21 protein-coding genes are annotated in these 23,341 nt (G+C 50.3%); 13 read left to right on the top strand and 8 right to left on the bottom strand.

Annotated elements, in window-relative coordinates; translation table 11 throughout:
* Positions 1-387 precede the first annotated feature (387 nt).
* Positions 388-984 (bottom strand): peptide-methionine (S)-S-oxide reductase MsrA, encoded by a 597-nt coding sequence (gene msrA / locus AC4IE8_RS05415; RefSeq protein WP_490790501.1) that lies wholly within the window; start codon positions 982-984, stop codon positions 388-390.
* A gap of 721 nt (positions 985-1,705) precedes the next feature.
* On the opposite strand from msrA, the gene AC4IE8_RS05410 reads away from it, so the two are divergent.
* Positions 1,706-2,200 (top strand): thioredoxin family protein, encoded by a 495-nt coding sequence (locus AC4IE8_RS05410; RefSeq protein ID WP_490790500.1) that lies wholly within the window; start codon positions 1,706-1,708, stop codon positions 2,198-2,200.
* Between the two features lie 115 nt (positions 2,201-2,315).
* Here the strand turns inward: AC4IE8_RS05410 and AC4IE8_RS05405 are convergent, their stop codons facing one another.
* Positions 2,316-2,768 (bottom strand): YHS domain-containing (seleno)protein, encoded by a 453-nt coding sequence (locus tag AC4IE8_RS05405; protein ID WP_490790499.1) that lies wholly within the window; start codon positions 2,766-2,768, stop codon positions 2,316-2,318.
* A 200-nt stretch (positions 2,769-2,968) separates the two neighbouring features.
* On the opposite strand from AC4IE8_RS05405, the gene AC4IE8_RS05400 reads away from it, so the two are divergent.
* Complete coding sequence (locus AC4IE8_RS05400; protein ID WP_068990221.1) at positions 2,969-3,862, top strand: AraC family transcriptional regulator; 894 nt, start codon at positions 2,969-2,971, stop codon at positions 3,860-3,862.
* Positions 3,863-4,076: 214 nt separating this feature from the next.
* On the opposite strand, the gene AC4IE8_RS05395 is transcribed toward AC4IE8_RS05400, so the two are convergent.
* Positions 4,077-4,526, bottom strand: a complete 450-nt coding sequence (locus AC4IE8_RS05395) for an ABZJ_00895 family protein (RefSeq protein ID WP_068990224.1) — start codon at positions 4,524-4,526, stop codon at positions 4,077-4,079.
* Between the two features lie 195 nt (positions 4,527-4,721).
* Complete coding sequence (locus tag AC4IE8_RS05390) at positions 4,722-5,036, bottom strand: hypothetical protein (RefSeq protein ID WP_068990227.1); 315 nt, start codon at positions 5,034-5,036, stop codon at positions 4,722-4,724.
* Between the two features lie 332 nt (positions 5,037-5,368).
* On the opposite strand from AC4IE8_RS05390, the gene AC4IE8_RS05385 reads away from it, so the two are divergent.
* Together AC4IE8_RS05385 and AC4IE8_RS05380 are read left to right on the top strand one after the other, a co-directional pair.
* Positions 5,369-5,614: a hypothetical protein gene (locus AC4IE8_RS05385; RefSeq protein WP_068990229.1), complete on the top strand. Its 246-nt coding sequence runs from the start codon at positions 5,369-5,371 to the stop codon at positions 5,612-5,614.
* Positions 5,611-7,071, top strand: a complete 1,461-nt coding sequence (locus AC4IE8_RS05380; RefSeq protein WP_068990232.1) for an MbnB/TglH/ChrH family RiPP precursor modification enzyme — start codon at positions 5,611-5,613, stop codon at positions 7,069-7,071. Before AC4IE8_RS05385 ends, AC4IE8_RS05380 begins: the two co-directional genes overlap by 4 nt.
* On the opposite strand, the gene lexA is transcribed toward AC4IE8_RS05380, so the two are convergent.
* Entirely contained in the window at positions 7,072-7,659 is a 588-nt protein-coding gene (gene lexA, locus AC4IE8_RS05375; RefSeq protein WP_068990235.1) for a transcriptional repressor LexA, read from the bottom strand.
* Positions 7,660-7,736: 77 nt separating this feature from the next.
* On the opposite strand from lexA, the gene imuA reads away from it, so the two are divergent.
* The 3 genes from imuA to AC4IE8_RS05360 are packed head-to-tail and all read left to right on the top strand — an operon-like array spanning position 7,737 to position 12,967.
* The gene (gene imuA, locus AC4IE8_RS05370) at positions 7,737-8,348 is read left to right on the top strand and encodes a translesion DNA synthesis-associated protein ImuA (RefSeq protein ID WP_490790498.1); all 612 of its coding nucleotides are present in this window, start codon (positions 7,737-7,739) and stop codon (positions 8,346-8,348) included.
* 12 nt (positions 8,349-8,360) lie between these two features.
* Positions 8,361-9,869, top strand: a complete 1,509-nt coding sequence (locus AC4IE8_RS05365) for a Y-family DNA polymerase (RefSeq protein WP_490790497.1) — start codon at positions 8,361-8,363, stop codon at positions 9,867-9,869.
* An 11-nt stretch (positions 9,870-9,880) separates the two neighbouring features.
* Complete coding sequence (locus AC4IE8_RS05360; RefSeq protein WP_068990244.1) at positions 9,881-12,967, top strand: error-prone DNA polymerase; 3,087 nt, start codon at positions 9,881-9,883, stop codon at positions 12,965-12,967.
* Positions 12,968-13,221: 254 nt separating this feature from the next.
* Here AC4IE8_RS05360 and AC4IE8_RS05355 read toward each other — a convergent pair whose 3' ends face one another.
* Complete coding sequence (locus AC4IE8_RS05355; RefSeq protein WP_490790496.1) at positions 13,222-14,445, bottom strand: winged helix-turn-helix domain-containing protein; 1,224 nt, start codon at positions 14,443-14,445, stop codon at positions 13,222-13,224.
* A 607-nt stretch (positions 14,446-15,052) separates the two neighbouring features.
* On the opposite strand from AC4IE8_RS05355, the gene AC4IE8_RS05350 reads away from it, so the two are divergent.
* A complete protein-coding gene (locus tag AC4IE8_RS05350) occupies positions 15,053-17,899 on the top strand; it encodes an AMP-binding protein (protein WP_490790495.1) in 2,847 nt (948 codons plus the stop codon).
* A gap of 49 nt (positions 17,900-17,948) precedes the next feature.
* Here the strand turns inward: AC4IE8_RS05350 and AC4IE8_RS05345 are convergent, their stop codons facing one another.
* Positions 17,949-18,710, bottom strand: a complete 762-nt coding sequence (locus tag AC4IE8_RS05345) for a TIGR02117 family protein (RefSeq protein ID WP_490790494.1) — start codon at positions 18,708-18,710, stop codon at positions 17,949-17,951.
* 438 nt (positions 18,711-19,148) lie between these two features.
* Here AC4IE8_RS05345 and AC4IE8_RS05340 point away from each other — a divergent pair, with 438 nt between their 5' ends.
* Positions 19,149-19,532, top strand: coding sequence for a CBS domain-containing protein (locus AC4IE8_RS05340; RefSeq protein WP_068990247.1), 384 nt, complete (start codon positions 19,149-19,151; stop codon positions 19,530-19,532).
* A gap of 209 nt (positions 19,533-19,741) precedes the next feature.
* On the opposite strand, the gene ald is transcribed toward AC4IE8_RS05340, so the two are convergent.
* A complete protein-coding gene (gene ald / locus AC4IE8_RS05335) occupies positions 19,742-20,860 on the bottom strand; it encodes an alanine dehydrogenase (protein WP_068990249.1) in 1,119 nt (372 codons plus the stop codon).
* Positions 20,861-21,005: 145 nt separating this feature from the next.
* Between ald and AC4IE8_RS05330 the strand changes: the two genes are divergently transcribed.
* The 4 genes from AC4IE8_RS05330 to AC4IE8_RS05315 all read left to right on the top strand — a co-directional run bounded on the left by AC4IE8_RS05330 (position 21,006) and on the right by AC4IE8_RS05315 (position 22,812).
* The gene (locus tag AC4IE8_RS05330; protein WP_490790493.1) at positions 21,006-21,464 is read left to right on the top strand and encodes an Lrp/AsnC family transcriptional regulator; all 459 of its coding nucleotides are present in this window, start codon (positions 21,006-21,008) and stop codon (positions 21,462-21,464) included.
* 320 nt (positions 21,465-21,784) lie between these two features.
* Complete coding sequence (locus tag AC4IE8_RS05325) at positions 21,785-21,970, top strand: hypothetical protein (RefSeq protein WP_490790492.1); 186 nt, start codon at positions 21,785-21,787, stop codon at positions 21,968-21,970.
* A 242-nt stretch (positions 21,971-22,212) separates the two neighbouring features.
* Complete coding sequence (locus AC4IE8_RS05320) at positions 22,213-22,422, top strand: cold-shock protein (RefSeq protein ID WP_068990254.1); 210 nt, start codon at positions 22,213-22,215, stop codon at positions 22,420-22,422.
* 123 nt (positions 22,423-22,545) lie between these two features.
* Complete coding sequence (locus AC4IE8_RS05315) at positions 22,546-22,812, top strand: RNA recognition motif domain-containing protein (RefSeq protein ID WP_068990257.1); 267 nt, start codon at positions 22,546-22,548, stop codon at positions 22,810-22,812.
* The last annotated feature ends 529 nt before the right edge of the window (positions 22,813-23,341 follow it).

Below are 23,341 nucleotides of genomic sequence, written 5' to 3'. Positions count from 1 at the left end.
TCAGAAAGTCAGGGCTCAACCGAAACCACCACACTGCAGAGAATCTTGGCATGTTTTTCAATCAAGGGTTTGATATCAATCAAGTTGGTTAAAAGCACTGCTGGTCAAACATTGAGTATAGCCTCAGCTGCATCCCATTGTCGTAGGGATAAATCTCTATCTACCAAACTGTATCTGTCCTGTTTCCTCTTGTTTGTGGATATAAACAGTAGGGTGTCCGATTCATCGGTTAGGCAACTTGAAACCTTAACAGCCTGAGTGGATCTTAGGTGGTTCTTTCATCATGGCTAGTTAAAGATAGTGAGATTTCAATCAAAAACAGTGATCAATCTTTAACAGGCTTTAAAGGATAAGAACCACCTATGGACGATCAGCAGTCAACAGATATCAATATGAGTTGTCCGCCATGTCGCCCCAAATTTCCTGTAGGCGTTCATCACGTTTACAATTCCAACGGTAGAGCTTGTACCTGACAGGGTTATTCTTATAGAAATCCTGATGATAACTCTCAGCACCCTGTATGGGGTAGAAGGTCGATTGGTCGAGGATTTTTGTAGCAACCATTCGACTGGGAAATTGGTGTTCCACAGCCTTTTTGGTCTGCTCAGCAATCTCACGCTCTTTCTGATTGGCCACAAAGATTGCACTTCGATAGCTATGGCCTTTATCGCAGAACTGTCCTCTGTCATCAAAAGGGTCGATATTCAACCAGTAGTGCTCGATCAACTGTTGATAGCTAATCTTGTCAGGGTCGTATGTGATTTCAACCGCTTCATAGTGGCCTTCATGATTGCCGTTGTAGGTGGGATTTTTCACTGTGCCGCCGGTAAATCCCGAGATGACGTCGCTCACACCCTCTAGCTTTTCAAAATCGGACTCCATGCACCAGAAGCAGCCGCCGGCCAGGGTGGCCTTGGCTGCAAAAGCATTCATTGAGATGCCCAGCAGAGTGAGCGCTAGTACAACAAGAATTCTGTATTTCACTTGCCTACTCCAGATATCGCTTGGTCAAGAACAGATTGAACTGTACTTGTATTTATCAAAACACTACTAATTTGTGACAAGGGTTACTACCCTGATACTTAAAACGTTATCGATTTGTGATAAATGATTTGGCTAACTTAAGCCTGATCCTGCTTAGTAGAGTAGGTGCCGTTAGATTTTATCGACTACCTTGCTACATATTAAGGAATATCCAGTGATGCAGTCGGTCGGAGAAGGGGGGCAGACAGAATACCATGGATTAGAAATCGGACCGTTAATCCCAATAAATTGTCAGGTGATTTTAACCGAATATCCCTGTGTTGTTCAGAGTAGGTTGAGCAAAGGTGCTTACTGAATTGGGTAATCTGTCTGTTTGGTCATTCTAAAAGTACAATTAAATCAGTGTGCTAGTAGAGGGTTTATCAGGCTGCTAAACTTCTGTGTTATGGCCAGGTGACTCGCTCCAGTCAATCTATTCCGGGTTCCTGTCAGACAAATTCACTCAACACTAACCTTCTGGGGTAGAGTCGTGCTTTGCTCGGCAAACAGCTATTGAGTCGATATCTGCTAGGGTTCAGCAGCCTGTTAACGTGTTGTATAAGTGCAGATTGGGTTTGAGTTGAGAGACATTGGCACTGTTTCACCATGCGGCATCACGGATGCTTGGAAATCAATACCAATGAAATTTCGCTATTTTCCTATTATATGTATGGTTTTATCGATGTTCACCAAGGCCGGTGCATCGGACCGATTGCAGCACAATGATCTACACAAGCTGGCCAACGCGGCAAATAAAGCGAAACTTCCAATACTACTGATCGTATCCCAACACCATTGTCCCTTCTGTGTTCGATTAAAAGAGGAGATCATTTTTCCGATGCAGCTCAGTGGTGACTATCAGGATAGCGTGATTATGGCTGAAATCCTGCTTGATTCCGCTGACTCCATACGTGACCTGGGAGGGAAGCTGGTACATCCTAGTCAGGTTGGCGCTGCCTATAATGTATGGGTAACGCCAACTTTGCTGTTTCTGGATCATACGGGCAGGGAGGTTCACAGACGTATGCTTGGAGTCAACACAATTGAGATGTATAGCCACTATCTGGATGAGTCCCTGCAAGCTGCATTGAGTGCTGTCAAAAGGGGAGATCGAAGTTACACGCCTACAACCAAGGATATCCAGGGAGATGCACCCGGCTATGATCAGATATATTAGTGTTAACAGGTCCTAACTGGTAGGAAGGATATTGTAGTTAGCCTCAAGGCAATAGTAGTGCTGACATCAATCGTCCCCGCAGTGCGGGGACTGGGTTGAGCATTGAAGCTATGGTCTACAGTTCATCTGCCGGAATATTTACAATGTTCGGCCACTGTGTGTCGGCCTTACTCAGATTGCCAGGGATATCCTTGCGCCAAATATCATAGACTTGTTGATTCTTGTTAACATAGAGTATTCCATCGACAACCTCAAACGCCTTACCATCTACCTGAAACTTTTTGCCTAAGGTGGCGCCGTAGGCACAAAAACCACCATAAGCGGGTGCGTATTTTTCAGGATTGCTGTGGAACAGGTCACGATTGTCTGAGCTGCTGAACTGGTAGATCGCATCATTGTAAACAGCGGTATACTTGGAACTGCCTTCAACGGCCGTGCCTTGTGTGTGATAAGCGACCACATCATGGCCAGCCAGTATGACACCGTTGATATCGGTGCCGGTATCAACGCCAGCCCATAATGATGTGGTTACAACGGTGAATAAAAAAGCGAATATGGTACGAATCATTGCATTTCTCCTATCGGGTGATGATCTGTTTAAATGAATCCTCAGTTGCGAGACTGTGTCGCGGATGAGCATTGACATAGATCTTAGTGGGCCGATAATCTGATTGGCATGCGCAAAACGCCGAAGAGTATGTCCAATACTCTATAATCTCTTCGTCGAGACAGGCTGTCCTGGCTTTGAAATGATTCAGGTGATTGTTTATGGACTCACTGTCCACAATATTCAGCACATTTCGTCTGCAGGTCGATATTATCCACAATGCACAGTATTGTGGAAATTGGGCGGTGGATACATCAGGGCCGGGGCATATCAGCTTCCACCTTGTTACACATGGTCAATGCTATGCGGAGTCGTCACAGCTGAAATCGCCGGCAAGATTGGAGGCAGGTGATTTCATCATGTTTCCACAGCGTACCCGTCATCGAATATCTTCCGAGAGGGATAGCGAGATAGAGCTCAACATAGCCCCTTCACTGCCCTATGCGGAAGGGCTGCAGTTAGATGGTGTTGGTCTACTTTGCGGTTATTTTCGTTTTACTCATGCGGCCAACAGTCCGCTCATCGATCTATTGCCACCGGTGAAAATTGTTCAGAGTGCTCTTGCCCAAGCGGATTCCATACCTGTACAAATTCTTTCGATAATCAAACGGGAAGCGTTATCACAGGAATCGGGTAGCCAGGCCTTGATCAATCGTTTGGCTGAATCCCTATTTGTCGTACTGGTTCGTGAACATCTGCTGGAGAACGAAGCATTATCCGGTCTGTCTGCCGCGCTGACAGATGGTCGTATAGCCAAAGCTCTGGATGCTATTCACGCAAAACCGGAATATGGGTGGAGTGTCGATGAGCTGGCGGTGCTGGCGAATCTGTCACGCTCGGCCTTTGCCGATCGTTTCAAATCTCTGTTGGGTGAAACACCGATCAACTACCTTGGACGCTGGCGTATGCAGAATGCCTGGTTATGGTTGAGTGAGGAGCACGCTACAATCTACGATGTTGCCAAACGCTGTGGGTATGAGAGTGAGGCCTCCTTTTCGAAGGCATTCAAAAAGTATACGGGTGAGTCACCTGGGAAGGTGAGGAAGAAGCTTTAAACCGTTATCCTCAAAATTCTAATTGAATTGGATGTTGGTTGAACTAGCTCATCAAACGATTTGAAGCTGTAAATATCTGTCTTTATCTATTGAGTAATGAGAAGTCTGTTAGCGAGATATTGTCGCTACGCATAGTGAACTTGCAGCCTGAAATGTCAGATCTTGCCATATCATTTGATAAGGAGGGCGGGGCAGGGCCCCGTCCTAATCTTATTTAAATCGCTCCTTTTCTCTTCATGCCTTCTAGCTGTTTTCTCGCCAGAAACCCATAAGAGAGCGATAGGGTGCCCAGGATCACAATTGAGAAGAATACAAATACGCCAACAATGATTCCCATACTGACCGATGTCATCACTTCCAACAGCTGGCTTCCTTCGTTGGTGGCCAATACGAAACCACCCAGCAGTAGAAGTGAGACTAACCAGGTAGTCAAATAGGATAGCCATACCAGCTTTGTCTTCTCCGATCGATTAGGAACCCGTTTGTGGTCTTGGATAAACTTTGATCCCGCAACCATGGCAGCGCCAACCAGAGCGGCAATTGTGGCGCTTGTGCTTGAGTCGATTTCCAAGAGGATAAGTGCGATGCTGATGCAGATAGTCAGTGACAGATTTACAACCGTGAACCAGATGACATACTTGCTGATCGTGACATTTTCTTCCATGAGATTACTCCTTGTTTAGCTCGCGCTCTTACTCAAAGGCACGTCTTGCCAGGGTCTGATCCCGAGCAGACGGTTTGACTCTCAAGGTCTATGAGGTGCCAAGCTGCCAGAGAGATTCATAGCTATTTTACCATACAACTAATGATTCACACTCAGGAAAAGTTGCATGGCTTTGTATTGCTGTTGATTAATGATCTATGGCGCCTGCCATTGATTATCCAATGTGCACTGCCAGCCCCAGGACTCCAGCTGTTCGATGAAACCTTCAGCCTTTCGTTGACAATAGCCCTCTTCATTCTGGGCTTCCCATAAGGTACGCGGGATGACATTCTCTTTTGGTTTTGCATAGTAAACTTTACAAGGTAGTCTGCTGGGTTCATTCGGGTAGAGAATAACAACACTCCTTGTAAGATCCTCGAAATGACAACTCCACGAATCGGCCAGGCTCGCCACTGGAAAGAGTAGAGCAGCGAGAAGAGCTCCCCATGTTCTGTAAGCCGGGTGTTTCATGATGACTCTCCAGAGTGATACAAACGCAGGTTAATTCCGTGTAGCCAGAAATGTGATCCTGCAATTTCAAAATAGTATCAAATCAATAAGATAGTTTCAGTTAATTGTAACCGGGCAATGATGTAGCGAAATATTTACATTGTTCAGTTAGGGTGAATGACAGGCTTAAGCCTATTCCGGGGAAGAACAAACTAAACGCCGAATCATTGTTCTGGTTGCCGTTGCCGCTATTCGGCATTAGTCTGGCCTGGCTTTTAGCTGTAATAACAATCCTATAAATCGATTACCGGGCAGCTATATGCAGCCTGTGTGTTCACAAGAGGGAGAAAACCATGGAGTATCCAACCGCCATCGCACTCGACAAAGATGCCCTGCGGAGTAATGTAGTACGCGTTACGATTCCCGCCAAAGCCATGTTCGATCTTAAAAAAATGCAAAAAATCACCGAATCGGTGCTTGATCAGCTTGGCTGCGGCAATTGTCACTCGGGACACGATATCCGTTTCGATATCGAGAAGCAGTTTATTGTTGATGAGAAGCTGAAAGTCCACAGCCAGATGGAATTGATGCGGCGTTGAAAACAGAACCACTGGGCGTAGGCCTGGTCTACATTCCGGGGCTCGAACCTCTGTTCGAGTCACCGGATGTTGCGGTTCAGGTATTGGAGCTTGAACCACAGGTATTGTGGCGTTACTTCCCCAATAGGGATCAGCCCTACGAAAATCAACTTGAATTTCTCAAACGGTTACAAGCCCTGCCACAGGCCAAGACCGTCCATGGGGTCGGCTTTCCGGTAGGTGGTTCGCGGATACCGGATCCCAGGCATATCCCCCCTTTACGCGAAGCGATTCAAACCCTGAATGCGGCCTGGGCCAGCGAACATCTGGTGTTCAATGAATCGGTCGATGCACAGGGCAACCCGGTTCAAACCGGTTTTTTCCTGCCACCGCTGGCTATGCCATCCGGTGTCGATGCGGCCTGTCGAACCATTCAGGCGGTCTCCGCTAAGATTCCTGTACCCTTTGCTGTAGAGACGCCAACCAACTATCTGAAACCCATACCGGGTGAAATGAGTGATGGAGCGTTCACGGCTGCTGTGGTCGAGACGGCCGATTGTGGCATTCTCCTCGATCTACACAATATCTGGTCGAATGAGCGCAATGGCCGACAATCCGTGGAGGCTTTTCTCAGTGAGATACCGCTCGACCGGGTGTGGGAGATTCATCTTGCCGGAGGCTTGAAATATGGGGACTACTGGCTCGACGCCCACTCGGGGGATATCCCGCGTCCTGTTATCGAATGGGCGCAAAGGTTGATTCCCTATCTACCCAATCTTGGCGCAGTGATCTACGAGATTCTTCCAGCCTATCTTCCCCGGTTCGGATTGGACGGTGTGCGACGGGCTGTAGATGAGATGCATGACCTTTGGAGTTGCCGTTGCTCTGCTCAGGAGAGTGACAACCCATTTAAAAACACGGAACCTAAGACGGTATCCGGAGATAATCGCTTAACCCCGGAGGTCTGGGAGAGGAAGCTCTCCGCGCAGATACTCTTCCCGAGTGACTATGAGGATGAGTTGAGCAGGCAACTTGCCAATGATCCGGCAGTTGCCCTGATTCGGGAACTGAATAGAAAATTCCGTTTGAGTGCCATCATTTCAAATCTCAGGATGAGTATCAGATTGCTGATGCTCAGTCTGGATGAGGCCTCGTTTGATCGGCTTGTGGCAGATTACTGTGTCAGTCAGACACCGGATCGATTCGCGGTTAATGAGTCACACCGTTTCGCCGAATACATTAGAAAACTTGATCTGGAAATTCCCTATCTGTACGAAGTCCTGAATTACGAAATTACCGCCATGGATGTCATAGCCGACGGACAGGCTCGTACTGTACCTTTCACCACAGATCCTCAAACACTGCTTGAGATCCTTGGCCGGGGGGAGTTGCCGATCGAGCTGCCGACGGCTGACTATGAGGCAGAGATCACCCCGCCAGAAGAGCGGGCGTTTGAAACGCAAAGCCTGATCCATTAACTATCTGTGGTAGGTTCTCACGACGCCTAATAGTATCCCCTGAACTTGCAGCCTGTCCGCAGCATAGATTTGGGCTTTCATCTCATCATTGTGTGGAATGAGTTTAATGCTTTTTCCGCCCTCTATTTTTTGGAATTCCTTCAAGGATGCCTCTTGGTTATCGACCAAGGCCACAACAATTTGTCCATTACTCGCGGTATTCGATGGTTTTATGACAACCAGATCGCCATCCAGAATGCCGCTGTTGATCATCGAGTCGCCTTTTATTTTGAGCAGAAAACAGTCCGGTTGTATCAATAACGTTGTGAGATCGATCGTCTCATCCTGCTCCACTGCCTCAATCGGCATCCCGGCCGCGATCACACCTTTGTAGGGCAGTTCATTGGGTGAACGTAGCGTGCGCCAGCCTGAACGGGCCTTTTCGAGAAATCCCTTTTCTTTGATGGAAGTGACATAACGGTGCACCGTGCCCACCGATTTGATACCGCAGCCATCACCGATCTCAGACAGCTTGGGGGATTGACCATTGTGGCGCCTGAGGTAGTCCCCGATGAAGAGCAGGATCTTTTTTTCCAGTTCCGTCAGCACTTGACTTTCTCCGAATTTTCTCTAACCTAGAATAGAGAAAATTTAGAGAAACATCAACTCCTTTTTGGGATTGTTTTGTGAAAGAATCCTTAAAAAAACTTTTAAATAACAATCAGTTGATATGGTGTGGAGAAAGATGCGCTCCCCCTGGGCAGGGTGTGTCTACCGGCCATGCCGCATTGGACGCCATTCTGCCTGAAGCCGGATGGCTGCGAGGCGCGTTGATCGAGGTGATCTCGCCTCAATGGGGTATCGGTGAAATAGAGCTCTTTCTGCCGGCCATGGCCGCTGCCACGCAGGCGAACAAGCAGTTGGCATGGATCGCTCCACCCTATATCCCTTACCCACCCGCCCTGGTAAGCGGCGGTATTTCATTACGCCATCTGCTGCTGCTGCGTCCACCTCAGCATCAGGAGATCCCCTGGGCGATGGAGACGGTGCTGCGCCAGCGTCGTTGTGCCATGGTGTTGGCCTGGCCTGGCCGATTGCTAGCGAAAACAGTGCGGCGCCTACAATTAGCCGCCGAGGCAGGGGGTGGGGTGGGCGTGCTGTTTCGGTCGGAACATCAGGATAGCTCTTTTGCAGCAACACGTCTGCTGCTCACACCAGGAACGTCTGGCTTACAGGTCACCATTCTGAAAAGCCGCGCTAGTCGTGGCCGCCAGACGGTCGATCTTGCACTTAACTGATGCTTCGCTGTCATGTCCGAATCCGCCGCTGCCGCCCCCCTTCAGCATACCCTGTTTCCGTCCCAGTCACCGCAGGCTCCCAAGCCGTCTGCGACGGGGCGCTCTTCACTGTGGATGAGTCTCTTTTTCCCCCGTTTGTCCCTGGAAGTACTGGATGCTGATGTGGATGCCAGGCCATGGGCGGTCATCGATGAAGCGCATGGGAAACAGATTATCCACGCTGCGTCGCAACCGGCTCGAAAGAAGGGCGTGGAGACCGGCATGGCGCTTACGGCAGCTTATGCCCTGTGTCCCGAGTTGGCGACCGAGCAGCGCGATCTCCCGACTGAACAGGCCCGCTTAACCGATCTGGCCGACGAGGCTATGCAGTACAGCTCCATGGTCAGCCTGGAACCGCAGGCGTTACTGCTGGAGGTGGGCGCCAGCTTGAAGTTGTTTGGCGGCCTGCAGGCATTGCACGCGCGCGTGGCAGGGGATCTGCGACAGCAACCCTATCGGGTGGAGATTGCTGTTGCTCCTTCCCCACAGGCGGCCTTGCTGCTGGCGCGTTGCGGTATGCAGGCCTGCATCACCGAAAGCGCTGCCCTGCGTGCAGAGCTGGGTAAACTGCCACTTGCCGTACTGCCTGTTTCTGAGAAACAGGCAAGCCTGCTAGTCAGAATGGGTTTGCGCGAACTGCGCGATCTTTGGCGTCTTCCCAGAGCGGGATTGATAAAGCGTTTAGGGCTGGAGTTTATCGATTATCTTGATCGGTTGTTGTGCGATAAACCCGAACTTCGCTTATCCCATAAGAGCGCACCGATTTTTTCCGCCTCCTGGCACTTCCCTCAAGAGACAGAAAACTTGACCTTCATTCTCTACGGCATTGAACAGCTCCTGCCGCGTTTGGTGCACTTCATGCGATTGCGGGAATTGGCGCTGAACCGCCTACAGGTGATCTTTTATCATGCGGACAAAGAGACGTCGTGTCTGCATCTGGGCACACGGCAGCTATGCCGTGACGAAACGCACCTATCGACACTGATACGAGAACGGTTTAATCAGGAAAAACTGTCGGCACCTGTATTGGAGTTGGTGCTGCTCGCAGCTGAATTTCATCCCGCCGCTATCGGCAATCAAGCGCTGTTTGCGCCGGGTGAGGAACAGGACACCGATTGGCAGCAGGTGTTGGATCAGCTACAGACCCGCTTGGGAGAAGAGGCGGTGTGCCATCTGCAACTGCGGGACGAACACCGACCCGAATACGCCTGGGCCTATACCCTGACCGATCATGCAGAGCCACAGACTCACGGGTTATTGAAGAGGCGCCCACTTTGGCTGTTGTCACAGCCACAACGATTAGGCAGTAGATTGAAAGAGATTCAATTGACATCCGAATCGGAACGTATCGAGGGTGGCTGGTGGGATGGTTTTGATATCCGGCGCGATTATTATCAGGCACGCGATCGTCATGGCCGGCGATTGTGGCTGTTTCGTAATCTACAGGATGGAGCGTGGTATCTGCAGGGTTTATTCGGGTAAGGGGTGTGGACATGTCCTATGCCGAACTCCACTGCATCAGCAACTTCACCTTTTTACAGGGTGCCTCACACCCGGAGGAACTCGTCGCACGCGCGGCGGTGCTCAACTACCGTGCCCTGGCCATCACCGACGAATGCTCCCTGGCCGGTGTTGTGCGCGCCCATGTCGAGGCCAAGCGTCAGCAACTCCACCTCATCATCGGCAGCCGGTTCAGGCTGGAGGACGGTCTGTCGTTTGTACTGTTGGCGACAAACCGCAAGGGATATGGTCAGCTATCCACATTGATCTCAAAGGCACGCCGTAATGCCGATAAAGGCGACTACCATATGACCCGAGTCGATCTAACCCGGCATTGCCTGAGTGACTGCCTTGCTTTGTGGCTACCGGGAGAAGCGCAGGAGGTGGTCTTTCTCAATGAGCTTTTCCCCAAGCGGTTATGGATCGCTGCAGAGCTGTCGCTGACAGGCAAGGATGGGGCGCACCTGGAACATCTGCGGTGTCTGTCTCAGCGCCACGATATCCCCCTAACGGCTAGCGGTAATGTTCAGATGCACCAGCGCAATCGTCGCATCCTGCACGATACCCTCACTGCGATTCGTTTGAACATACCCCTGGCACAACTGGGTAATCGATTGGCCGCTAATGGAGAAGGTCACCTGCGCTCTTACCAGCGCCTGACACAAATCTATCCTCAGGCCCTGTTGCATGAAACCCTGGCCATTGCCGATCGTTGCACCTTCTCGCTGGATGAGTTGCAATACGAATACCCCAGTGAACTGGTACCCGAAGGTTACAACGCCACTGATTGGTTGCGCATCCAGGTTGAAGCCGGAGCCAAAGAGCGCTGGCCGCAAGGGGTACCGGATAAAGTCAGAAAAGCGATCGAACATGAGCTGGCATTGATCGCCGAACTGAAATACGAACCCTATTTCCTCACCATTTACGACATCGTCTGTTTTGCGCGCAGCCAGAAGATTCTTTGCCAGGGCCGTGGCTCAGCGGCCAATTCCACGGTTTGTTATTGTCTCGGCATTACCGCTGTCGACCCGGCCCGCATGGCGCTGTTGTTCGAAAGGTTCATCTCCAAGGAGCGCAACGAACCGCCGGATATCGATGTGGATTTTGAGAATGCCCGGCGTGAAGAGGTGATTCAATACATCTATCGAAAATATGGACGTGACCGAGCTGCCCTGGTTGCCACCGTGATTACCTACCAGCCACGTAGCGCCATACGCGACGTAGGCAAAGCGTTGGGATTTAGCCGGGTGCAGGTAGAGCGTCTGGCCAGATCCACCCGCTGGTGGGACAGTCAGGTCTTGATCCCCGGCCACCTGGCTGAAATGGGCTTTTCTGCGGAGAGCCCTTTGATCAAACGACTGATCACCCTGGTGGAGATGCTGCTCGGGTTTCCTCGCCATCTCTCACAGCATGTCGGCGGTTTTATCATCTCGGCCGGACCGTTGACCCAACTTGTCCCCATTGAAAATGCGGCGATGCAGGAGAGAACCATAATCCAGTGGGAAAAAGACGATGTCGAAGCCCTTGGGCTACTGAAAATGGATGTATTGGCGCTTGGCATGCTGACCGCACTGCGCAAGGCATTGGGTTACATCGGCGCGCCGCAAAAATGCGAACTCTCTCTGGCTGATATTCCCGCTGAAGATCCCAAAGTCTACGAAATGATCAGTCGTGCCGATACCGTGGGCCTGTTTCAAATCGAATCACGGGCACAAATGTCGATGCTGCCCCGGTTGCGACCCCGGAATTACTATGACCTGGTGATTCAAATCGCCATTGTTCGTCCAGGCCCCATACAGGGTGATATGGTGCATCCCTATCTCTTGCGTCGCAGCGGTAAGGCACCTGTCACCTATCCCAGCGAGGCCATTCGTTCGGTATTAGAACGCACCCTGGGAGTGCCGATTTTTCAAGAGCAAGTGATGCAGATCGCCATGGTAGCCGCCGGTTTCAGTGCCGGTGAAGCAGACCAGTTACGTCGCGCTATGGCGGCCTGGAAACGCAAAGGGGGGCTGGAGCCCTTCGAGGAAAAACTGCACAGCGGCATGCGTAAACGAGGTTATAGCGATGAATTCGCGCGGCAGATCTTTCGCCAAATTCGCGGTTTCAGCGATTACGGTTTTCCCGAGTCCCACTCAGCCAGCTTTGCGTTGCTGGCCTATGCCTCGGCTTGGATGAAACTCTATCACCCGGCTGTATTCGTTTGCGCACTCTTAAATAGTCAACCGATGGGATTCTATGCCCCGGCGCAACTGATACAGGATGCCAAACGGCATGGCGTGGAAGTGCGGCCTATCGATGTGCGATTTAGTGAAGCGGACTCTACCCTTGAATACGATACCCCCAGGGAGCAGAGCGAAGAACCCAGCCCCCAGCCTGCTTTGCGGCTGGGTTTGAATATGGTCAAAGGCCTCTCAGAGGAGGGTATACAAAACCTGATCGATGCGCGTAAGCGGAAAGCTTTTGTCGATGTGGGTGAACTCGCCAATCGTGCCAAACTCCATCGCACCGACCTGCAAGCCTTGGCCAGTGCCGATGCGCTGCAGGGTTTTTCAGGGGATCGTTATCGTGCCCAGTGGCAGGTCAGTGGTGTGGAAGAACCCTTGCCCCTGTTCCAGGAGTACAACGCCGAAAGTGCCGAAGTCATGCTGCCCAAACCCGACGAACAGGAGGAGATCATTGCCGATTATGCCAGTAGCGGTGTGAGCCTTCGGCGCCATCCTGTTGCTTTGCTGAGGCCCCGCCTGAATAAAAGGCGCGTGCATACGGCACAGGCACTCTGGTCGGTGCGCAACGGCGCCGTCGCCCGTACCGCCGGACTGGTCATCGGTCGTCAACGCCCCGGCACGGCCTCCGGTGTCATCTTTGTCACCTTGGAAGACGAAACCGGTCAAGCCAATGTCATCGTCTGGCCGAAGATCGCCGAAGCGCAACGTAAACCGTTATTGCAGTCACAATTATTGATCGTCAGCGGTATCGTGCAACAGCAAGATGGGGTGTTGCATTTAGTCGCCGGGCGGTTGGAGGATCGTACTGACTGGCTGGGAGATCTGCAGACAAAATCGAGAGATTTTCATTGAATGTATGTGATTATAAAAATTTTCAGACTTCCGTTGCAGCCTGTGCCAGGAAGAATAGGGGTAAAGACTGACGGTTACTCACGCTCTCTATACCTTATTCGTCCAGCAGATTAGAAAAGGAGCAAACGTGCGGTTTGAAAAAAAATTCAGCAATTCAAAGCTATAAGACAATTAAGTACTGATCGTTATTATTATTTAACTACGGTAACTCAATGTTAGAGGCCTAGATTTATTTCACTAACTTGAACTCGGCGTCATTCGATAGCCTTTAACGCACGGCGTAAATTCTGTGTTATATGTTTTGGATGAGGTTTCGTCAAAAACACTGAGTTACATTGTTGAAAATGACAGAATTTTTTAATGGCTTTTACAAATTCGGCAATGATTAAATCTTCCTCAAAATTGTGCTGATCGAAATGGAGTGATTTAATCTCCAACTGACCGGTTTTTCTATGGGCTTTACAATCCATTCGTCCAATAAATTCATCGCGGAAAAGTAGCGGTAAGCAAAAGTAGCCATACCTCCGTTTTGATGCGGGTAGATAGCATTCCAACTGATAGTCGTACTGAAACAGTGTTTTCAAACGCTCACGCTGGATGACGCTGTTGTCAAACGGTGAAAGAATCAGCATGCGATTGTTCAGTCGGGGAGGGCGGTGTTCGAGCCTACTCTTGTCCAATACATAGTCTTCACCACTGGCTAGTTTGACTTGTTCCAAAGTGTGCTGTGCCAACCTCTCCTTAACCAGATCATGTACTGTTTTGCGTAATTCGCTATTTCGGCGCTGGTGGTAGGTCAGCCCCTTGAGCGAAATCAAGCCATGGCATTGCAACTGTCTATCCAAAACGTGTGCCGCAAACTCTTCCATGCTGGGCATTTGCGTGTTTACGTTGGGTGGCACTACTCGCTCGGTTAGGTCGTAGCTTTTTTGAAAGCCTTCCCGACTGCTTACCATCAGGTCGCCTTCCATATACAACTGTTCGAGTGCTTTTTTGGCGGGCTTCCAATCCCACCAGCCTGCACGTTTTGTGGTATTCGATTTTATATCTCGGGAGCGTAGCGGGCCATCTGAACGTATTCGGGCTAACAGTTCACGCATGAGCTTATTATCACGATCTTTATACCAATGGGTTTGACCGTTCTTAATGGCGTGTTTATAGGGTAAAGAGAAGCGAAAATCGGAGATGGGGAAAAAAGCTGCGGCGTGTGCCCAATACTCAAAAATGTCGCCATCGATCAACATTTGATTCGTCATGGACGGCTTGAAGTTGGGTACTCTGGAGTGAACCACGTGGTGGTGTGCTCTTTCCACCACCGATATGGTGTCGATCTGCACATAGCCGATGTGGTTGATCGCATTACGAGCGCCCGACAAACCGCTTCCATAGGGCTTAACCTGCAGTAACCCTTGGGCAGTTAAGGCAAGTCGGCGTAAACGCGCCAACGCTTGTGAGGATTTAATTTCAATTATGGTCATACTTGTCCAATCCACCGTATCAGCAGCAGATCAATATCAAACGCTAACTGTCCCGATTTATGTTGACAGGTTTATTACTTCTTATTCATTTCTATCCCATTAACTTTGATCGATAGGATACAAACTGGTGAGTTCAGCCGGTTTCTCCAGGGCTTGTTAATACGAATTCAATACCTTCTGTTGTACCTGAAAAAGCACCCAGTATCAGTGTGCCAAATAGACAGAAACAGTAGCTCCCCTCTCCCCTGCGGTAGAGGGGGAGCACCCAGCAACACCCTCATAGTTCTTAAATTAATCCACAATATAAGGATTGGTGCATTATTAACCCGGAAACCAATGGATTTCTATTAGCCGCAAGATGCACACACGCTTCCCAACCCCCCTCCCACCCAGGTAGAGGGGCTTTTATGCATCATCTTGGCTAATTTTGAGTTAACGGGACTGCAGTGACTTCCTATACTTGTGTTATCAAGGAGAATTGATTGTCAGGAGTAAGTTAGTGGCCACTCAGGTGGCTGGTTCAGAACTTTATGGCGATGAGTTTGCCAAACCTGTTGGCTCAACGTTATCGCAACTTTTATAAGGCAGAATCAAAGGGTTCAAGCCTATGAATAATAGACTCCCCGATGAGATGGTCCAGCGTGAAGCCGAGGTGACGGCAGATGCTCTGTTGGATGTGATTCAAGGGTTGATTGATGAAATGCCCACTGTCGGACATCAACGATCCAGGTTGGATCTGGATTGTCGACTGGAGCGCGACCTGGGATTGGACAGTCTGGCGCGTACTGAGTTAATTGGCCGGATCAATGGGCAATTCAACCTGGTCATGCCTGATGAAGCGCTGCTTGCGGAAACACCCCGCGCCCTATTGATCCTGACGACGCAAGTTGCTGGTTTGCCGGGAAACCAAGTGATAGAGGCGAGACCGTCACTCCCGGATAGCGATGTTCCTGCTCCGATCAAAGCATCAACCCTGATGGAGGTATTGTCATGGCATCTGGATCATCAGCCTCAGCGTGTTCACATACTCTACTACGGCAGTGATGAAAACCCCGTTGAGTTGAGCTATCAGGCTCTCTGGTCGGGTGCGGCGAGGGTGGCATCCAGTTTATGGCAACGATCGATCAGGCCGGGCGACCGGGTCGCCTTGATGCTACCGACCGGAGAGAGCTATTTTTTCAGTTTTTTAGGCACCCTGCTGGCGGGCGCCGTGCCGGTACCCATCTATCCACCGACTCGCCCCTCCCAACTGGAAGAGCATCTGACTCGCCACAGTCGCATACTTGAGAATGCGGGTGTGCGCCTGCTGATTACCATACCAGCGGCAAATAAGGTGGCGCGGTTACTCAAGATCCAAGTGCCATCTTTGCGGCATATTGTCGACTGGAGCGAACTCGACAGTGGGCCGAGTACGCCGCCATCCGTAATCCGACAGGCGGATGACATTGCCTTTCTGCAATACACCTCGGGAAGTACAGGTGATCCCAAAGGGGTCATGCTCACCCATGCCAATCTTCTCGCTAACATCCGCGCCATGGGAGAGGCGGTTAAGGTCACCCCTGATGATGTGTTCATCAGCTGGCTCCCCCTCTATCACGATATGGGGCTGATCGGCGCCTGGCTCGGCAGTCTCTACTACGGTGTACCGCTGGTAGTCATGTCCCCGTTGCACTTCCTGGCGCGGCCTTCCCGCTGGTTGTGGGCGATCCACCATCACCGGGGCACTCTCTCCGCATCCCCTAACTTTGGTTACGAACTCTGTCTCAACAAGGTGTCGGAAGAAGAGATTGCCGGTCTCGATCTCAGCAGCTGGCGCTTCGCATTCAATGGTGCAGAGCCAGTTACTGCAGCGACCTTGCAAGGATTTACCGAGCGATTTGCACCCTATGGTTTTGATGCGGGCGCACTGGCTCCGGTGTATGGTTTGGCGGAGTCGGCCGTGGGTTTGGCTTTCCCGCCACCCCAACGCGGTCCGGTCATCGATCGAATCAACAGAGATCGATTTATGCTCGATGGGGAAGCGGTTACGGCGGCGGAAAACGATCCTGAACCTATGGCTGTCGTAGGCTGTGGTCGAGTGCTTGATGGCTATCGGGCTCAGGTTGTTGATGGTAACAACATGCCTCTGCCTGACCGCATGGAGGGACGCTTGGAGTTTCAGGGGCCATCGGCCACAAGTGGTTACTTCGACAACCCGCCAGCCACGGCCAAGCTCTACCGCGACGGCTGGCTGGATACCGGGGATCGTGCCTATCTTGCGGATGGGGAGATCTTTATTACGGGACGCCTCAAGGAGATGATCATCCGTGGCGGACGCAATATCTATCCCTATGAATTGGAGCAGCAGTTGGGAGAGCTGGATGGCATCCGTAAGGGGTGTGTGGCACTGTTTCCCAGTAACGACCCCACCACGGGAAGTGAGCGTCTGATCGTTCTGGCAGAGACTCGAGAGACAGACCCAGAACGCAAAGCGCACCTGCGACAGGCAATCCTGGAACACTCGACCGATCTACTGGGGATGCCGCCGGATGATCTGTTGTTGGCGCCACCGCACACTGTGCTGAAGACATCGAGCGGAAAATTGCGACGAGGCGCGATGCGTGAACTTTATGAGCGGGGAGACCTGGGGCGTCGCCCACGTCCGCTGGTGCTGCAGATGATGAGTCTGTTGATATCAAGCATGGCGCGTGGGCTGGGCGGTTTCTATCGCCGTGCAAAAAGCCGCCTCTTCGCAACCTATGCCTGGATGATGTTTTATATCCTGGCGCCACTGGTATGGACCAGTGTCATATTGTTGCCACGCCTCTCCTGGCGTTGGGCTGTGGTGCGTAAGGCAATTCGCATCCTGCGAGGGCTTACTGCCACACCACTCAGTGTGGAGGGGGTTGAAAACCTCCCATCAGCAAATCATCCTGTCATTCTGGTAGCCAACCACTCAAGTTATCTCGATACGCTGGCATTGATCGATGGCTTACCACGGGATTTTATCTATGTGGCCAAACAGGAGCTGGCAAGAAAATCCTATGTCAGGCTATTCCTGAAACGGCTTGATACACTGTTTGTCGAGCGCATCGACAGTCGGCGCAGTGTTATGGCCGTTGAGGAATTTGCCAGCCAACTCTCTGCCGGACGGTCGCTGGCCTTCTACCCGGAAGGTACCTTCCGGGCTGAACCGGGGCTGTTGCCGTTCCGTATGGGGGCATTTGTCGCTGCGACCCAGAATGGGATACCTGTCGTGCCGGTTACGATCAGAGGAACCCGCGCCATATTACAAGACGATTCCAAATATCCTCACCACGGCGCAGTGCGGATCATCATAGCACCTACAATTGAACCAAGAAGTGATGATTGGGCCGAGGCGGTTCGCCTCAAAGATGCAGCCAGAGAGGTGATTGCGTGTAATTGTAGCGAGAGGAATCTTGGGTTGGGGGATCAGGTTGATTTGAAAGGCTAATACTCTACCAATAAGCCATCTATGAGAGCCGTAAACCTCTATTGACTATTCATCGTGTCTCTCTACCAGGCAAACACTTTGAATCTGCCATGGTTGCTAATGGATCGCGCTTCGTTATTTGCCTGTCGTGAAGGTAATTCATAATGCTTTCTGCTGTGAATTTGCTCGTGGGCACAATATCCATGCCGATGCTCTTCAAGCCTTTTGCTGTCCACTCGTTGCAAGTGTTCAACAGATGATAGGTGCCGGCACCTTTATAGAATTGACTGTCGCCATAAATGCCTTCGCTGAGTGGTTCCACTTCAGCCAAACTGCTCTTGCTGAAGCTGTTTGAAATAAACGCCACCAATGTGGTGATCTCTTTGTCATTCAAACAGAGCCGTTCTACTTCGCTGTTGCTGAAATAACCTCTGACGTTTTCAGGCACGGCCACCGCATGAACCACGGTTTCGGTTGGCCACAGGATTGCTCTTAGTGCGAGACTGGTGGTGATCTCCTCAGCCTGATAAAACTTCTTATCACCCCAGCCGAATTCGATATTTCTGCTTTGTTCAAAACGCTCCTGTAAAGCGGGGATGGACTCATAGACTTTAGTCGAAGGAATAACAAAGCCGGTATGCCAATCGTGACTTACGACATAGACATGATGATGTCCGCTTGAGCTATAGTCATCAGCGTGTTGAATGACATTGGGCTTATCTGAACAGGCGGACAGGAATAATAGACAGGCAAGTGACAGCGATGTCACTATGTCTTGGTGGATCAATGCTCCAGTCAGCTTGTCTGCGCTGATTGCCGTCGCTTTAATCATAAGTGGTTTACAGTGAAAAAAGTTGGGTATAACCAACATCATAATCATTTAAAATATCTTTTTTAATTATTGAGTTCATGCTAATGATCGTTACGTTATTAATACTCAATATTGGCTATCCGGTTTTTTCACGGAAGTGTGTCAATTACAGATGGGGTTTTCATAGGTGGATTTATGGCATCCGTTTCGTCTGAAATCTGTAAATGTCATATAAAACGACAAGATAAAGATGAAATATGCTGTAAATAATCATAGAGGCCAAGAGTAATACTGCAGAATTCTGTGAGATATACCGGACAGGTTATTAGAAAATTATTAAAAAATTACTCTCTAAACTTGTTTTTTGCTCCCTTGATATGATGGTAGGTTGCTTTTATTCTAATTCAATAACCATAGTTTATGGCTAGTCAAAATAACTATTCCCCAGAGGAGAATCCAATGCTGGTAAGTGACTACATGAGTTCATCGCCCGTTACAGTTCAGCAGGAAGACAACTATGATCTGGCATTTGAGATCATGGAAAAAAAGAACATGCATCATCTACCGGTTGTCGATGAAGGAAACCAGGTCGTTGGCATCGTAACCCGGCGCGATTTACAGTTGGCCGCACGTTATTTCAAAGAAGCGCCCGTGGAAATTTCAGAAGTCATGCATACGCCTGTATTAACAACCTCGGCAGGCACTTCACTTGCCATTGCAGCACAGCAGATGAATGACAATCGAATCGGTTGCTTACCGGTTTTAAGCGACGATCAGCATGTAGCCGGCATGCTGACTGAAACGGATCTGTTTCGTGCATTGACCGATCTATTGAAAACCTAAAAAGCCAGGTTAGAAATGCGAATCCTGGGGCGTCTCATGTTTGATAACAGAACCATGTTGTACTACTTGTTCGTATCTCTTTGATTCTTTCTATCTATCAATGATAGGTCTCCTGAATATTCAATTACTCGAGGAATGAGACGACCGCAAGATGCGGTCGTCGAGTCTTCAGGGGTGTGGTTACAGCCTCAACGTCCAGATGTTGCTGCTTAAGCGGCCAATGCCTCCGTGGGGACAGCATAGTCGTATCCCAGATCATGAGCCACTGCCTCGCAAGTCACCTTGCCACGATAGATGTTGAGCCCTTCCAGGAAAGAGGGGTTCTCCAGCAGCGCCGCACTGTAACCCTTGTCCGCCAGTGACAGGGCATAGGGCAGGGTGACGTTGTTGAGGGCATAGGTGGAGGTGCGCGGTACCGCCCCCGGCATATTGGCGACACAGTAGTGAACCACACCATCCACCACATAGGTGGGTTCGGCGTGGGTGGTGGGTCTGGAGGTTTCGAAACAGCCACCCTGGTCGATGGCGACATCCACCAACACCGAACCGGCTTTCATCGACTTGAGCATCTTGCGGGTTACCAGCTTGGGTGCCGCCGCACCCTTGACCAACACACCACCCACAACCAGGTCGGCGCCAAGTACATGATCATTCAGTGCGGCACGGGTGGAGTAGACGGTCCTCAGTGCCGTGCCGAAGCGACCTGCTAGGCGGTTGAGTACCTCGATGTTGCGATCCAGCACCGTCACGTCAGCACCCATGCCCAGGGCCATCTGGATGGCGTTCTCACCTACCACACCACCGCCGATCACAACCACCTTGGCTGGCGCTACCCCGGGAACACCGCCCAGCAAAATACCCTCACCCCCATGGGCGCGCTCCAGAGCGCTGGCCCCGGCCTGGATCGACATGCGACCTGCCACCTGGGACATGGGAGCCAGGAGAGGCAGGCCACCATGACCATCGAGGACAGTTTCATAGGCGATGCAGACTGCACCGCTGTCGATGAGGTCACGGGTCTGCTCCGGATCGGGTGCCAGATGCAGATAGGTGAAGAGGATCTGACCCTCACGCAGCATCTGCCGTTCGATGGCCTGGGGCTCCTTGACCTTGACGATCATATCCGCCTGGGCGAACACTTTGGCCGCATCCGCAACCACTCTGGCGCCTGCCTTTGCATAATCTTCATCACTGCAGCCGATGCCTGCACCGGCCTGTGTCTCTACGATAACCGGATGTCCATGGGCCACCATCTCCTGCACGCTGGCAGGGGTCATGCCGACTCGGTATTCATGGTTCTTGATCTCTTTGGGTACACCGACAAGCATCTCACTCTCCTCATCAATTGTTGGGCTGATGATGGCAACTGTAGTGAAAAACCGATTGAATTGGATTGCAAAATCACCGGTGAAGACCTTTAATAATCGTAGAAAATACTATTTCAACTCTAATTATTGAAAGAATATTCGAAAAATGGCATTTGACCGTATAGATCGCGCCATCCTGAACCAGCTCCAGGCGGACGGACGCATCACCAATGCCCAGCTGGCGGAGCGGATCAATCTGTCCCCCTCAGCTTGTCTGCGCCGGGTGCATGCACTGCAAGATCGTGGAGTCATCGAACGCTACACCGCACTGGTCAACCAGGAAGCGGCGGGCAAGCCGAGCAACGTGTTCGTGGAGATTTCCCTCAATCGCCAGAGCGAGGAGGCACTGGAAGCGTTCGAGCGCCAGGCTGCCGAGAGCCCCGACATCCAGGAGTGTCATCTGATGGCGGGGGATTTCGACTATCTTGTGAGAGTGGCTGTTGCCGATGCAAAAGATTACGAGCGTATTCATAAGAGCCAGCTGAGCCGTCTGCCGCACGTGGCGCATATCAAGACCAGTTTTGCGCTGCGTACCATTTGTAAGAAAACAGCGTTTGAGTTTTGATTGGGGCAGGGTTTGAAAGAGGTAAGGCTTTTCAAAGAGCTCTTCAAATCATTTAAAGAGTGCGTCGTAGTATTGGTCAGCTTGCTCCAAGCTATACTCCCTAAGGCCGCCTAAGCAGATTCGTTCGAAGTCTGCTTTTGTTTCGCTCGAAAGCCTATAATTTCCCACTAATTTCTGCTCGATCATTGATTTCAGTGAGAATCTCTTCTCGGCTTTCATCCGCAGAGCCGCTTAGCTGAGCTTTGACTGACTTGGCCCGAATATGGGCGATTTCTTTTTAGAGTATTCGTTTCCTGTATCTATTAACTATAAAGAAATCAGTGGAAAAAGGTGATGTTAGTAAAGTTTCTTTTGCGATAATTGATGGGTGTCCTGATTTGTTTTTGGCAAAGCCCCCTGGAAAAATCGGTGGCGGCCATAATTTTATTCCAACAGAAATAAATGGAGGCTGGAGTTTAGGGGGTGTGTTGATCCTTTCAAATGGTGCCTGTCATGGTGTTTGGTAATTGTTCCCGGTTTACCGCGGTTTACCGACATCCTGCTGCAGTTTACCGGCAATATTTGCATTTTACAGTCAGGTTCTATATGGTGTGAGGATCTGCAAGATCTTAGTCCTTCCTTTAAAACCTGATATTCGCTGTCTCCTCGTTAGATACACCCGAATCATGTTGTACAGTTTTTACCAAGATTTGTGGTGAACGTCCGCCTTAAAGCCGGATAAATTTTAGTAAATTTGAGGTATATAGTAATGTCTGAAAAACAAACCGGAACCGTCAAGTGGTTCGATAGTGGCAAAGGTTTTGGATTTATTGAACGGGAATCTGGTAAAGACCTGTTCGTCCATTTCCGCTCCATCGTCGGCGAAGGCCACCGTAATCTGATGGACGGTCAGAAGGTTGAATTTACCGAGACACAGGGTCCCAAAGGGCCACAGGCGGAAAACGTCGTCCCACTGTAAACTGCTGTCTTAAAAGAGCTTGCCTCACTCACGAGGCAAGTTCAACCTCCTCTCTCAGAATCCCATCAATCCCTTCTTTTCGAGTTGGATTGAACAATATTCATTCAACAAAGGCCATGCACATTGATCACCCTCTCAGTACGCGGACTGCCAAGATCGACGACCGAAGCCTCTCTCACCAGCCTCTTTTCTGAATACGGAACCGTTCGTTCCCTCAAACTGGTAAAAGACCTCTTCTCCGGCGAATGCAAAGGCTTCGCAACCCTCGACATGGAAGGTCATGAGGCTCGTGCAGCAATTGCCGCACTCGACAACAGCGATCTCAATGGAAGTCTACTACGTGTGGGACCCGATCGAGGTAAAAAAGGACGTGGCGGTAAACGACGTTAGTTCTGTCTGAAGTGACGAAAAAAGAGGCTTTTATCAATTCACCTGTGGTAGAAAATACATCTGATTCCTCAGTTTAATTAAATACATCGTTTTGTCATTTATCGATGATAGCTGGCTTAGCGCTTTCGTAATGAGGCATCAAAAAGACAGATCTTCGATTAAACAATCAAACCGTTGAGTGTGGGAAAATGGACAACCATATTTGCACATAAAAATGGTGACTGTCCCCGTACTTCGCACTTACTCTCCCCGTACTTACTCCTTCCAAATGATGCCTGTCCCGGTATATCCGCCACCGGTTTACCGCGTAATATTCCGCAGCCAATGTGCTAATAAACCCCAATATTTACCACGATGAAGGAACTCGGAATTGGGGTTATACATCCCAATATAGAGACAAACTGTAATCCTCCCCGATAATTGGTCCATCGATAATTAGAGTTCTCCGGTTAAACTATGACCAACGGGGGAATGAAAATGAAACGATCAAAATATTCTGAGACACAGATTGTCCGGATATTGAAAGAAG

The sequence above is a fragment of the Candidatus Thiodiazotropha sp. AKAK2 genome (assembly GCF_058244685.1).
This window is presented reverse-complemented; position numbering and strand designations above follow the sequence as displayed.

What these genes read in the sequence shown, in the direction of transcription:
- AC4IE8_RS05365 (WP_490790497.1), top strand. Translation starts at nt 8,361, where the DNA reads ATGTCCGAATCCGCCGCTGCCGCCCCCCTTCAGCATACCCTGTTTCCG.
- ald (WP_068990249.1), bottom strand. Translation starts at nt 20,860, where the DNA reads ATGCTTGTCGGTGTACCCAAAGAGATCAAGAACCATGAATACCGAGTC.
- AC4IE8_RS05390 (WP_068990227.1), bottom strand. Translation starts at nt 5,036, where the DNA reads ATGAAACACCCGGCTTACAGAACATGGGGAGCTCTTCTCGCTGCTCTA.
- AC4IE8_RS05395 (WP_068990224.1), bottom strand. Translation starts at nt 4,526, where the DNA reads ATGGAAGAAAATGTCACGATCAGCAAGTATGTCATCTGGTTCACGGTT.
- AC4IE8_RS05340 (WP_068990247.1), top strand. Translation starts at nt 19,149, where the DNA reads ATGCTGGTAAGTGACTACATGAGTTCATCGCCCGTTACAGTTCAGCAG.
- AC4IE8_RS05360 (WP_068990244.1), top strand. Translation starts at nt 9,881, where the DNA reads ATGTCCTATGCCGAACTCCACTGCATCAGCAACTTCACCTTTTTACAG.
- AC4IE8_RS05350 (WP_490790495.1), top strand. Translation starts at nt 15,053, where the DNA reads ATGAATAATAGACTCCCCGATGAGATGGTCCAGCGTGAAGCCGAGGTG.
- AC4IE8_RS05345 (WP_490790494.1), bottom strand. Translation starts at nt 18,710, where the DNA reads ATGATTAAAGCGACGGCAATCAGCGCAGACAAGCTGACTGGAGCATTG.
- AC4IE8_RS05330 (WP_490790493.1), top strand. Translation starts at nt 21,006, where the DNA reads ATGGCATTTGACCGTATAGATCGCGCCATCCTGAACCAGCTCCAGGCG.
- AC4IE8_RS05410 (WP_490790500.1), top strand. Translation starts at nt 1,706, where the DNA reads ATGTTCACCAAGGCCGGTGCATCGGACCGATTGCAGCACAATGATCTA.
- AC4IE8_RS05405 (WP_490790499.1), bottom strand. Translation starts at nt 2,768, where the DNA reads ATGATTCGTACCATATTCGCTTTTTTATTCACCGTTGTAACCACATCA.
- AC4IE8_RS05385 (WP_068990229.1), top strand. Translation starts at nt 5,369, where the DNA reads ATGGAGTATCCAACCGCCATCGCACTCGACAAAGATGCCCTGCGGAGT.
- AC4IE8_RS05320 (WP_068990254.1), top strand. Translation starts at nt 22,213, where the DNA reads ATGTCTGAAAAACAAACCGGAACCGTCAAGTGGTTCGATAGTGGCAAA.
- AC4IE8_RS05400 (WP_068990221.1), top strand. Translation starts at nt 2,969, where the DNA reads ATGGACTCACTGTCCACAATATTCAGCACATTTCGTCTGCAGGTCGAT.
- AC4IE8_RS05355 (WP_490790496.1), bottom strand. Translation starts at nt 14,445, where the DNA reads ATGACCATAATTGAAATTAAATCCTCACAAGCGTTGGCGCGTTTACGC.